The following is a 13447-nucleotide window of genomic DNA, read 5'->3' as shown; positions in this document are numbered from 1 at the left end:
TTAATTAGTAGGTTTTTCAGCTTTTTTAATGGCTACGGTGAGTTCCTGACTGCCTTCTTCAAGGTCCATAAAGATTTCATCGCCTTCGTGTATTTTAGAGGTGATGATTTCTTCTGCCAGCGTATCTTCCACATATTTCTGAATCGCTCGTTTTAGTGGTCGGGCTCCGAATTGTTTGTCAAATCCTTTATCGGCGATAAAGTCTTTTGCTTTTTCGGATAAGGATAATTTGTATCCTAAATCGGCCACTCGTGCATATAGTTTTTCCAACTCGATATCGATAATTTTGTCGATATGTTCTTTTTCAAGCGGATTAAATACAATTACATCATCAATACGATTTAAGAATTCCGGAGCAAATGCTTTTTTAAGTGCATTTTCAATAATACCTTTTGAATTTTCATCCACCTGCGACTGTCGGGCTGTGGTTCCGAAACCAACACCCTGACCAAAGTCTTTTAACTGACGCGCTCCTACGTTGGATGTCATAATGATAATCGTATTGCGGAAGTCAATTTTACGACCTAAACTGTCCGTTAAATGTCCGTCGTCCAATACCTGTAACATCATGTTGAAAACGTCCGGATGGGCTTTTTCGATCTCGTCTAAAAGGACAACACAATACGGTTTACGTCTTACTTTTTCGGTAAGTTGTCCACCTTCCTCATAGCCTACGTATCCCGGAGGTGCTCCAACCAATCTTGAGATGGCGAATTTCTCCATATATTCACTCATATCGATACGAACCAAAGCATCTTCCGAATCGAATAATTCTTTAGCAATTACCTTGGCCAATTGCGTTTTACCAACCCCGGTTTGTCCCAGGAAGATAAAAGAACCAATTGGTTTGTTCGGATCTTTTAATCCGGCGCGGTTACGTTGGATAGACTTGGCAATTTTTAAAACCGCTTCATCCTGACCAATTACTTTACCTTTGATCAAATCTGGTAAATGCGCCAGTTTATTGCTTTCCGTTTGTGCAATACGGTTTACCGGTATGCCGGTCATCATCGAAACGACGTCGGCTACATTATCTTCGGTTACGGTAATACGGTTGTTTTTCGCATCTTCTTCCCATTGCTCCTGAGCGGCAGCAAGATCTTTTTCAATGCGTTTTTCATCGTCGCGTAATTTTGCCGCTTCTTCGTATTTCTGTTTTTTAACTACCGAATTTTTTAACTCGCGTACTTCTTCCAACTGACGTTCCAAATCCAGGATTTGTTTCGGTACGTCGATATTGGTAATGTGAACGCGGGAACCGGCCTCATCCAAAGCATCGATCGCTTTGTCCGGCAGGAAGCGTTCCGACATATAACGGTTGGTTAATTTTACACAGGCTTCGATAGCTTCCGGTGTGTAAATTACGTTATGGTGATCTTCGTATTTATTTTTGATATTGTTCAGAATCGTAATAGTTTCTTCTACCGAAGTAGGTTCCACGATTACTTTCTGGAAACGTCTTTCCAAAGCACCGTCTTTTTCGATATACTGGCGGTATTCGTCAAGCGTCGTAGCACCAATACATTGGATTTCACCACGTGCCAACGCCGGTTTAAACATATTGGAAGCATCGAGCGAACCGGTAGCACCACCGGCACCAACAATGGTGTGGATTTCGTCGATAAACAAAATGATATCGTCGTTTTTCTCCAGTTCGTTCATCACGGCTTTCATACGCTCTTCGAACTGACCGCGGTATTTGGTTCCGGCGACAAGGCTGGCAAGATCCAGTGTTACGACCCGTTTGTTAAACAAAATACGGGATACTTTTTTCTGAATGATGCGTAACGCCAATCCTTCGGCAATGGCCGATTTACCCACTCCGGGTTCTCCGATTAATAAGGGGTTGTTCTTTTTACGACGGCTTAGAATCTGTGAAACCCGTTCGATTTCTTTTTCCCGACCTACAACCGGATCCAGTTTGCCTTCTTCGGCTAATTCGGTTAAATCACGTCCGAAATTGTCCAGAACCGGTGTTTTCGATTTTTTATTGGTTTTGCCTGTCCCCGGATTATTAAAACCCGTGTCGCGCAAACTGTCATCTTGTCCGGAATCGTCATTAAACGACTCGGCTTTTGGCAGGTTATCTAGGTAATCTTCTTCGTTTGATGTCATAGCAATAAATTGTTCTTTAACTATTTCGTAGTCAATTTTTAATTTGTTTAAAAGCTTTGTTGTCGGATCGTTCTCATTTCGGAGAATACACAACAATAGATGAGCGGTACTTATCGAAGTACTCTGGAATACTTTAGCTTCTAAAAAAGTGGTTCGTAAAGCACGTTCTGCCTGACGTGTCAGATGTAGGTTTTTCTTTTCGTTACTGCGATCGATAGTGGGATTGGCGGGGCTTAATACTTCAACTTTTCTGCGTAAATGCTCTAAATCTACATCCAGATTATTTAATATATTAATTGCGGTTCCATTACCGTCTCTTAAAATGCCTAACATTAAGTGTTCCGTACCGATAAAGTCATGTCCTAATCGTAAAGCCTCTTCTTTACTATAGCTAATTACGTCCTTAACTCTTGGTGAAAAATTATCGTCCATTACTTAAAAATACTTTGATACTGTAAATTTACTAATTCAGGTAGGATAAAGCAAAAACCATACCTGACATTTTAAGGGATCTCCTTTATGCTAATTGACAAAAAAAAAATGACATATAAAAGTTAAAAAGTGTCAATTTTTAAGCATTCCGGTGGTTTTTACTGTTGATAAATCGCTGAAATTTATACAGAAAAATGTGATTCTTTACTGGAAAAATATGTATATTGGCACGTTTTGAAATAACTATAATTTTTTAATATAACAACTTATGTCTGAAGGAGAAAAGTTAATTCCTATTAACATTGAGGACGAAATGAAATCTGCTTACATCGATTATTCGATGTCAGTAATTGTATCAAGGGCGCTTCCTGATGTTAGAGATGGCTTGAAACCGGTTCACCGAAGAGTATTGTTCGGAATGTATGAATTAGGAGTATTATCGAATAGAGCACATAAAAAATCCGCAAGAATCGTAGGAGAGGTTCTGGGTAAATATCACCCGCACGGGGATAGCTCTGTTTACGATGCTATGGTTCGTATGGCTCAGGAATGGAGTTTGCGATATCTTTTAGTGGACGGCCAGGGGAACTTCGGTTCTATCGATGGCGATAGTCCGGCAGCTATGCGTTATACGGAAGCAAGAATGAAAAAACTTTCGGAAGAAATTCTTGCCGATATTGATAAAGAAACAGTTGATTTCCAATTAAACTTTGACGATACTTTAGAAGAGCCTAAAGTAATGCCAACCAAAATCCCGAACCTGTTAATTAACGGTGCTTCCGGTATTGCGGTAGGTATGGCAACCAATATGGCACCACACAATTTAACGGAAGTGGTAGACGGTACGCTGGCGTATATCGATAATAACGATATCGAGGTAGATGAGCTGATGCAGTACATTAAAGCACCGGATTTCCCAACCGGAGGTGTGATTTATGGTTACGAGGGTGTTCGTGAAGCTTTTAAAACCGGTAGAGGACGTGTGGTGGTTCGTGCGAAAGCCAACTTCGAAGAAGTAGACGGTCGTGAGTCAATTATCGTAACGGAAATCCCATACCAGGTGAATAAGGCGGAAATGATTAAAAAGACTGCCGACCTGGTAAATGAAAAGAAAATTGAAGGTATTTCGACCATCCGTGATGAATCGGATCGTAACGGTATGCGTATCGTTTATGTGTTAAAACGCGAGGCGGTTCCGAATATCGTATTGAATACCCTTTATAAATATACACAATTACAGTCGTCGTTCAGTGTGAATAATATCGCATTGGTAAAAGGACGTCCGCAATTGTTAAACCTGAAAGATCTGATCCACTATTTTGTGGAACACCGTCATGAGGTGGTAACCCGCCGTGCGGAATACGATTTGCGCAAAGCAGAAGAAAGAGCCCATATCTTAGAAGGTCTGATCATTGCTTCGGATAATATCGACGAAGTAATCGCGTTGATTCGTGCATCTAAAAATGCCGATGAAGCCAAAGAAAAATTAGTAGAACGTTTTAACTTATCAGACATCCAGTCGCGTGCCATTGTAGAAATGCGTTTACGTCAGTTAACCGGACTGGAACAGGATAAGTTACGCGCGGAATATGATGAAATCATGAAATTGATTGCTTATTTACGGGAATTATTGGCAAGCAAGGAAATGAGAATGGGTGTTATCAAAGATGAATTAACGGAGATACGCGATAAATACGGAGACGAGCGTCGTTCGGTTATCGAATATGCCGGTGGTGATGTAAGTATCGAAGATTTGATCGCCGATGAAAATGTGGTAATCACGATTTCGCATGCCGGATATATCAAACGTACACCGCTATCGGAATACAAAACACAAAACAGAGGTGGAGTAGGACAAAAAGGTGTGGCCACGCGTGACCAGGATTTCCTGGAACATTTGTTTGTAGCGACCAACCACCAATATATGTTGTTCTTTACGCAAAAAGGAAAATGTTTCTGGATGCGTGTTTACGAAATTCCGGAAGGAAGCAAAACCAGCAAAGGTCGTGCGATCCAAAACCTTATTAATATTGAAAACGACGATAAAGTAAAAGCATTTATCTGTACGCAGGATTTAAAAGACGAAGACTACATCAACAGTCATTATGTGATCATGGCCACTAAACAAGGTCAGGTTAAAAAGACTCCGTTGGAGCAATATTCCCGTCCGCGTCAAAATGGTATCAATGCGATTACCATTAAGGAAGATGATGAATTACTGGAAGCAAAACTAACCAACGGAGAAAGTCAGATTCTGATTGCAGTGAAATCCGGAAAACTGGTTCGTTTCGAAGAAGGAAAAACCCGTCCGATGGGAAGAAGTGCTTCGGGAGTTCGCGGTATTACATTGGCCGACGAAAAAGACGAAGTAATCGGAATGGTTTCTGTAAATGATATGGAAAGTGAAATTTTGGTTGTTTCGGAAAACGGATACGGAAAACGTTCGTCATTAGAAGATTACCGTATTACAAACCGTGGTGGTAAAGGGGTGAAAACACTTAATATTACCGATAAAACCGGAAGTCTGGTTTCGATTAATAACGTGACCGATGCCGATGATTTGATGATTATCAATAAATCCGGATTAACGATTCGTATGGCGGTTTCCGATTTGAGAGTTATGGGACGAGCGACACAAGGGGTGCGTTTGATTAATATTAAAGGAAACGATTCAATTGCAGCGGTTACCAAAGTAATGCGCGAAGAAAATGACGGATCGGAAAATGAGGATATAGATAATTCAGAAATAACCGAATCTCAAGAATAAATAAACAACCTAAATAACTAACAGATGAAAATTAAATATGCTTTATTAGCAACGTCAATGTTGTTTTCTGCGGCTTCATTTGCACAGAAAGATGAATTGAAAACGCTAAAAAAATTATATGCAAAAGATATGTTGTCGACTTCGGATATATCGGAATACAAATCGGCAGTAAATAAATTAAGCGGTATGTCCGGATTGGTTGAAGCCGATCAGGTGTATACTAATTTCTATAAATCGATGACGCCTTTGTTGGAGTTGATGACCGCGTCGGCTGCTACCGGAGCGCCACCAAATGCGCAGGCTTTGGCTAAAGTATTCTCACCGGCTAAAATTAATGAAATGGCTGGCGGTTTAAATGCAGCGCTTGATTATGAGAAAAAATCAGGTAAAAAAGTGTATACCGACGATATTAACGAAACAATCACGGAATACAAACCGGTTTTGATTAATTATGCGATTACCTTAAACCAGGCTTCTAAATTTAAAGAAGCGGCTCAGGTGTTTGAAGCGATTTATAATCTGGATAAAAAAGACGAAGGAAATTTATACAATGCTTCGATCTTGGCATTACAGGCTCAGGATTTTGATTTGGCGTTAAAATATTTGTATGAGTTAAAAAATATCAATTATTCCGGTGAAGGAACGATGTACTATGCTGTAAATAAAGCGACCGGAAATGAAGAGTCTTTTAATTCAGATGCAGATCGTAAAGCGTCAATGAAATTAGGTATACACGAAAAGCCAAGAGACGAAAAAGTGCCTTCGAAAAGAGGAGAGATCTATAAAAATATCGCTTCTATCTTGGTACACCAAGGAAAAGTTGATGAAGCTAAAAAAGCAATCAGCGAAGCACAAGCGGCAAATCCTGGTGATACCAGTTTGATGTTGGCTGAAGCAAACTTATATTTGGATGCTAAAGATTTTACCAACTATAAACGAGTGATCACCGAAGTTTTAGCGAAAGATCCTAACGATGCCGATTTGTTGTTTAACTTAGGGGTTATCAGTTCGAATTCGGGTGATATCGAAGAAGCTAAAGGTTATTATAAAAAAGCGATAGCGGTAAATCCGAATTATTTTAATGCTTATAATAACTTAGGGGCATTGATGTTGCATGGAGAGGACAAAATGGTAAAAGAAATGAACTCTTTAGGAACCACTCCAAAAGACAACAAACGATTTGACGAGTTAAAAGCAAAACGTAATAAAATGTATGCGGATGCTTTACCGTATTTTGAAAAAGCATTGCAAATCGAACCAAAAGAACCAAATATCAAAGCGGTATTGTTAAACGCTTATCAGGTGTTGGAAATGGATGCGAAATACAAAGCATTAAAAGCACAGAAATAAAAGTGACTGACATAATAATTTAAAAAACCGAAACGTAAAGTTTCGGTTTTTTTATACTATTTTTTTGATGACACGGAGATTATGAGAATGCCGTCCGGTGTCGACATTGTAAATTCCAAGATGATCCAGTCGGTCAATACGAACTTTTCCGTGGGCATGAATGATATAGTTGTTTTCCATAATCATTCCCACATGGATAATTTTTCCTTCTTCATTATCAAAAAAAGCCAAATCGCCCGGTTCACTTTCTTCGATAAAACTCAACGCTTCGCCTTGCGTGGCTTGTTGTGAAGCGTCCCGTAAAATCGAATAGCCGTTTAGTTTGTACACCATTTGTGTAAAACCCGAACAATCGATTCCAAAAGGTGTTTTGCCGCCCCATAAATAGGGTGCGTTCAGATACATAAAAGCGGTTTTGATCAGTTCCGATTTAGGTTTGATACCACAAATTTTTACGCCTTCAAATGCAAACTGAGCCGTGTTGATTTCCGGAAAATCCAAAAACGACAGCGAACTGCCAATCGGAATTGGAATCAGAAAATTATTCGGAGTGGTAATGTACTCAATCAGATCGGCATTTAATATGGCTGCCGAATTGGAGATTGCCTGATACTGTTCTTCTGAAATTAGCTGAAACTGTTTATTGTCAACCCAACCTTCGTAACCGTCGAATGCCAGTTTAATTTTAGCCCAATTGGTGGTTTGTTCTAAAATTTTGAAATGTTCCCCAAATAAAACCTGGGAAACTAATTCGCTTCTGTCGTTGGATTCGGCACGTAATGGTACAATAGCAAGATTACAAATTGCAAACATTCAGATTGATTTTAAAGTGAATGATGCGCCTTAAATCTTTCCGGGAAACCCGCCCGATTTAAAACGCATCATTTATAAATTCTAATTAAGCTCTTTCGATCACAATGGCTGAAGCACCACCACCACCATTACAGATAGCAGCTGCACCGATTTTGGCATTGTTTTGTTCTAAAACGTTTAATAACGTCACTACGATACGCGCTCCGGAACATCCTAGTGGGTGACCTAAAGATACGGCACCACCGTTTACGTTTACTTTATCGTTTTCCAATCCTAAGATTTTAGCATTCGCCAATCCTACTACAGAGAACGCTTCGTTAAATTCGAAGAAATCAACGTCAGAAAGTGCGATTCCGGCTTTATCCAATGCTTTAGGTAATGCTTTTGCAGGTGCTGTTGTAAACCATTTTGGCTCTTGCGCAGCATCGGCATAACTTTTAATATAAGCTAGTGGTTTTAAACCAAGAGCGTTGGCTTTGTCTTCGCTCATTAATACCACTGCAGCAGCTCCGTCGTTAATTGTAGAGGCATTTGCGGCCGTTACAGTTCCGTCTTTTGTAAATACGGCATTTAAAGTAGGAATCTTGTCTAATTTTACGTTAGTATATTCCTCATCTTTTGTAACCATGATCGGATCGCCTTTACGTTGTGGAACGGCTACCGGTACGATTTCATTGTCAAATTTATTGGCATCCCAAGCTTTTGCTGAACGCTCATACGATTGAATCGCAAAAGCATCCTGCTCTTCACGTGTGATTTTATATTCTGTAGCACATAAATCGGCAGCAACACCCATAGCATTGTTATCGTATGCATCGGTTAAACCGTCTTTCTGCATACCATCTACCATAGAAGCCGGGCCAAATTTATATCCGTTTCGTAAGTGCACGTAGTGTGGAATCAAACTCATGTTTTCCATACCTCCGGCTACCACGATTTCAGCATCACCGGCCATAATAGCCTGCGCACCCTGCATGATGGATTTCATACCTGAAGCACATACTTTGTTTACAGTTGTACAAACTACGGAATTCGGTAGTCCGGCGTAAATCGCAGCCTGACGTGCGGGTGCCTGACCAACTCCGGCCTGAACTACATTACCCATTATTACTTCGTCAACCAGGTTCGGATCTAAATTGATCTTGTTTAAGGCTCCTTTTATTGCAGTAGCTCCTAACTGAGGTGCTGTTACAGTAGATAAAGCACCCATAAAGCTTCCTATCGGGGTTCTAACCGCTGAAACGATTACTACTTTTTTACTCATGATTATTAGTTGTTGGTTTGTTATTATACTTGAAGTTGCGAATTTAACCAATTTTATGCAGATATATATAGTGTGCCGTTATTTTCTTAGGGTTGACCACCGAATACTTTACTTACAAATGTTTTCGGAAGCCTATAAATGCTGTAAAATCGCTCCGGGTAATGAAATTGTAAAATTTTTGTAATTTCTATGTTGTTGACAGTGAAATAGTTTTCAGAAAAAAGTAAAAAAAATAAAAAAAACACTCGGAAATACTTGCAGGAAATGGAATGTTGTTCTACATTTGCAACCGCAAACAAGGAAGTATTTCCTTACTAAGCAGGAGAGGTGCCGGAGTGGTAACGGAGCAGATTGCTAATCTGTCGACGGGTAACCGTCGCCAGGGTTCGAGTCCCTGTCTCTCCGCTTTTTTCGGGGTGTAGCGTAGCCCGGTCATCGCGCCTGGTTTGGGACCAGGAGGTCGCAGGTTCGAATCCTGCCACCCCGACAAGTTTCAATCCCAATTGAATTGAAACACCGGATTTAGGTCACGTAGCTCAGCTGGATAGAGCACCTGCCTTCTAAGCAGGCGGTCACAGGTTCGAATCCTGTCGTGATCACAGGTTAAACCACTGATTTTTCAGTGGTTTTCTTGTTTTTAGACTTCACTGAAATTCTCTATTTAATGTATTTTATATCCTTTTGATATAGAACTACTCTTTTTTCTATTGCCTATTCTGAAAATAGTTGTAAAATTACAAACTATTTAATCTGTAAGAAAAAAAGGATATTCAGATACTCTATTTCTGTTATCAATCAGGATTATCATGTTACGGGTTTATATAGGAGTAATTATTCATTGAAAATAATATCATGAAAATAAAAAAAGAACCTGGATGTCACGACATTTTAGTACATATTGATTCAAGCGACATAAAGGATGGTGTGCTTTATTTGCCGGAATCGGTAGTATTAATAGGGGATTGGGTTATTCAAAATCAGCCGGATCTGGTTACAGTTGTAGCACCCGGGTTAAGTTTTATTCAAACCGGCAATTTCAGATTTTGTAATGCGTTAACCCGCTTGGAGGCTCCGGAGTTATTGTCCATATATGATGAAAGTTTCTACGAATGTAATGCACTAACTACATTAGTAGCTCCCGAATTGCGATCCATCGGAAACAAAAATTTTAACCACTGTAGTAGCTTAACGAACGTTGAAATTTCCGAATTATATAGAATCGGAAATAAAAACTTCTATAATTGTAAAGCGTTGACCGGTTTTGAAGCGCCTAAGCTGGAGGTTATCGGAAACAAAAATTTCTACAATTGTAAAGCATTAACCCACTTTAAGTCTCCTATACTGGGAAATATAAAAGATAAAAATTTCTACGAATGTAGTGCGCTAACCCGCCTGGAGATTCCTTTGCTGAATGAGATTGGAAACAAGAATTTCTACCAGTGTACTACTTTAACCGACTTTGAAGCTCCCGAACTGACTTCTATTGGTGACTTTAACTTTGGACGGTGTACCGCACTAACCGAGATTGAACTACCCATGGTGGAAGGTGTCGGAAACGATAATTTCGATCGATGCGAAGCGCTAAGCGGCTTTGAAGCTCCGGTACTGACAGCTTTCGGAAACGACAATTTTTACGGTTGTAAAAAACTAAGCCACTTCGAAGCTCCGATACTGACAGCTATCGAAAACAAAAATTTTAGATTCTGTAGTGGATTAACCCACTTTATAGCTCCTTTGCTGACGTCTATTGGAGATCGGAATTTTTACGAATGTGGGTTTCGTGATTTCGAAGCTTCTGCGCTGACTTCCATCGGAAATAAGAATTTCTATGAATGCAATGCGTTAATCGTTTTTGAGGCTCCAATGCTAACTTCTATCGGAAATAAGAACTTCTATGAATGTAACACATTAACGAACTTTAAAGTCCCTCATTTAACTTCAATTGGGGATAAAAACTGCTATGAATGTAATGCATTAACCGATTTTAAAGCTCCGATGCTAGCTATTATCGGAAATAAAAATTTCTATGAGTGTCACATGCTGATGAACTTTAAAACTCCTGTATTGACAGCTATCGGAGATAATAATTTTTACCAGTGTAATGCATTAATCGGATTCGACAATCCTACACTGACGACTATCGGAAATGGCAATTTTAGATATTGTAATGTTTTAGCCAATTTCGAAGCTTCTGAGTTGACTTCCATCGGAAACAAAAATTTCTATGAATGTGACGCATTAATTGGCTTTAAGGCACCTGTGTTGCCCTCAATCGGAAAAAACAATTTTCAATTTTGTCGGTCACTTACCTTTTTTAAGGCTCCCATACTAACGTCTATTGGAAGCACCAATTTTATGTCTTGTAGCGTGCTAACTAGTTTCGAGGCTCCGATGCTGAAGACGATGCGAAATTACAATTTCGACGATTGTGATGCGCTAACCCATTTCCAGGCGCCCGCGTTGGTTGCTATGGGGAATCTGAATTTTAACAATTGTTTGACACTATGTCACTTAGAGGTTCCTATGCTAAGCACTATTGGAGACACCAATTTCTTCCGATCGAATAGTTTTACCCACTTAGAGATTCCTGCGTTGACGGCTATGGGAAAAGAGAATTTTAGAAGATGCGATCTGCTGGTCAACTTCAAGGCGCCCGTGCTATTGGCTATGGAGGGAAGCAATTTTAAAGAATGTGACGCGTTAACGCGTTTCGAGGCTCCGATATTGACTTCAATTGGGGATAAAAATTTCTATGAGTGTAAGGTACTAACCGATGTTGAAACTCCTGTGCTAACCACTATGGGTGAAGACAATTTTTACAGGTGTTACGCGCTAACCGGTTTTGAGGCTCCGATGTTAACTACTATCGGATATGACAATTTTAGATATTGTAGTGCGTTAACCGACGTACAGTTTGGAGAACATCGATACACCACCGTAAAATCGGTAGATGGATTATTAACCATTATCGAAAAGTCCAAAACCTTAAATGAAATAGAAATCCATACCGGATTTATTTTTAATGATTGTATGGATGGCGTTCCGGATCTATCGGAAACATTTTTAGTTGGAAAAGACGGTTTTTTTGCCCATGGCGAAACGGTAAAACAAGCACTTGAAGATTTACAGTTTAAAATTATAGCCAAAAAAATAAAAAGGGAACCGATTAACGAAGATACTGTGATAACGGAGGCGTATTACAAAACCATTACCGGTGCTTGTACACAAGGAGTTAAACAATGGCGTGAACAAAACAATATTACCGAGGAATCGTTTACAGCAAAAGAATTGTTACCGATTCTCGAAAAAACAAATGCTTATGGAATTGAAAAATTCAAAGCATTAATCACTTTTGAGATTAGCTAGAATCGTTACAACACTTTTTTTCATTCGTTATTATGGAAATACAAAACAACAGATTAGTAAGTATTGATTCAAGCGACATAAAAGACGGCGTACTTTATTTACCGGAATCGGTAGTAATACTAGGGGATTGGGTGATAAAAGATGAGCCTGGTCTTGTTACAGTTGTCGCGCCCGGATTGACTACTATTGAAAATGAAAATTTCCTCGAATGTAAAGCGCTAACACATTTCGAAGCACCCATGCTGAAAACTATTGGAGGCTATAACTTCAGATTTTGCAATGGTTTGACCCGCTTCGAGGCTCCCGTTTTGACTTCTATTGGGGATGGAAATTTCTATCAATGTAATGCGTTAATGCATTTCGAGGCTCCTTTGCTGGCTACTATCGAAAGCTATAATTTTGATCATTGTAATGCATTAACCCATTTTAAAGCTCCTGCGCTAAATGTTATCAATTACTCTAATTTTCAATTTTGTAATGCGCTAATCGACTTTGTGGCTCCTGTACTGACTTTAATTGGATACAGTAATTTTGAAGAATGCAATGCGCTAGCCCGCTTCGAGGCTCCCGTGCTGACAGAGATAAGAGAGTTGAATTTTAGAACCTGTAAAGCACTGACCAACTTTATAGTCCCTATGCTGACTGCAATTGACGACGATAATTTCTACAAATGCGAGGCGCTTACCGATTTCGAAGCTCCCATGCTGACTTCTATCGGGCATGATAATTTTGCTTTCTGTATTACATTACAGCACTTTAAGACTCCTATGCTCACGGCTATCGGGCGGGATAATTTTTTCGCTTGCGCGCTAACCCATTTTGAGGTACCGGAGCTAACTATTATGGAAACCGGAAATTTTGAAGAATGTGATGCCCTGACCAATGTACGATTAGGCAAGTATAATTATACTGTAAAATCAGCAGATAGAGTACTAACCATTATTGAAAAGACAAAAAAACGAAATGAAATACGAATACATACGGGGTTTATTTTTAATAGCTATAATGGAGGAGCTCCCTATCTATCCGAAACTTTTTTAGTCGAAAAAGACGGTTTTTTTGCCCATGGCGAAACGGTAAAAAAAGCAATGGAAGATTTACAGTTTAAAATCGCAGTCGAAAAAATAAAAAAAGAACCGATCTACGAAGATACCTTGATAACGGAGACGTATTATAGAACGGTTACCGGTGCCTGCGAACAGGGAATCAAAAACTGGCGGGAAGAAAATAATATTACCGTGGAATCCCTTACCGCAAAAGAACTGTTGCCGATTCTCGAAAAAACGAATGCTTATGGAATGGAACAATTCAAAGCATTAATCACTTTTGAAAGCATTTAG

At 39.5% G+C, this 13447-nt stretch carries 7 protein-coding genes and 3 tRNA genes; 7 read left to right on the top strand and 3 right to left on the bottom strand.

What is annotated here, in order from left to right:
- Entirely contained in the window at positions 1–2547 is a 2547-nt protein-coding gene (locus tag E6C50_RS03080) for an ATP-dependent Clp protease ATP-binding subunit (RefSeq protein WP_136401722.1), read from the bottom strand.
- Positions 2548–2815: 268 nt separating this feature from the next.
- Here E6C50_RS03080 and gyrA point away from each other — a divergent pair, with 268 nt between their 5' ends.
- Together gyrA and E6C50_RS03070 are read left to right on the top strand one after the other, a co-directional pair.
- The gene (gyrA, locus tag E6C50_RS03075; RefSeq protein ID WP_136401721.1) at positions 2816–5314 is read left to right on the top strand and encodes a DNA gyrase subunit A; all 2499 of its coding nucleotides are present in this window, start codon (positions 2816–2818) and stop codon (positions 5312–5314) included.
- Positions 5315–5338: 24 nt separating this feature from the next.
- On the top strand, positions 5339–6664 hold the full coding sequence (locus E6C50_RS03070; protein WP_136401720.1) for a tetratricopeptide repeat protein: 1326 nt from the start codon (positions 5339–5341) through the stop codon (positions 6662–6664).
- A 51-nt stretch (positions 6665–6715) separates the two neighbouring features.
- Here the strand turns inward: E6C50_RS03070 and E6C50_RS03065 are convergent, their stop codons facing one another.
- Together E6C50_RS03065 and E6C50_RS03060 are read right to left on the bottom strand one after the other, a co-directional pair.
- Positions 6716–7477: a C40 family peptidase gene (locus E6C50_RS03065; RefSeq protein WP_136401719.1), complete on the bottom strand. Its 762-nt coding sequence runs from the start codon at positions 7475–7477 to the stop codon at positions 6716–6718.
- Between the two features lie 85 nt (positions 7478–7562).
- Positions 7563–8741: an acetyl-CoA C-acyltransferase gene (locus tag E6C50_RS03060; protein WP_136401718.1), complete on the bottom strand. Its 1179-nt coding sequence runs from the start codon at positions 8739–8741 to the stop codon at positions 7563–7565.
- A 321-nt stretch (positions 8742–9062) separates the two neighbouring features.
- Here E6C50_RS03060 and E6C50_RS03055 point away from each other — a divergent pair.
- The 5 genes from E6C50_RS03055 (at position 9063) to E6C50_RS03035 (ending at position 13447) form a co-directional block, all read left to right on the top strand.
- A tRNA-Ser gene (locus E6C50_RS03055) sits at positions 9063–9146 on the top strand.
- A 7-nt stretch (positions 9147–9153) separates the two neighbouring features.
- Positions 9154–9228, top strand: a tRNA-Pro gene (locus E6C50_RS03050).
- A 38-nt stretch (positions 9229–9266) separates the two neighbouring features.
- Positions 9267–9340: transfer RNA gene (locus tag E6C50_RS03045), tRNA-Arg, on the top strand.
- Between the two features lie 253 nt (positions 9341–9593).
- Positions 9594–12107, top strand: coding sequence for a leucine-rich repeat domain-containing protein (locus tag E6C50_RS03040; RefSeq protein WP_136401717.1), 2514 nt, complete (start codon positions 9594–9596; stop codon positions 12105–12107).
- Between the two features lie 32 nt (positions 12108–12139).
- Entirely contained in the window at positions 12140–13447 is a 1308-nt protein-coding gene (locus tag E6C50_RS03035; RefSeq protein ID WP_136401716.1) for a leucine-rich repeat protein, read from the top strand.

This window comes from Flavobacterium supellecticarium (assembly GCF_004801375.1).
Lineage (GTDB): Bacteria > Bacteroidota > Bacteroidia > Flavobacteriales > Flavobacteriaceae > Flavobacterium > Flavobacterium supellecticarium.
Note: the sequence above shows the minus strand (reverse complement) of the source record. Positions and strands in the feature narration are given on the sequence as shown.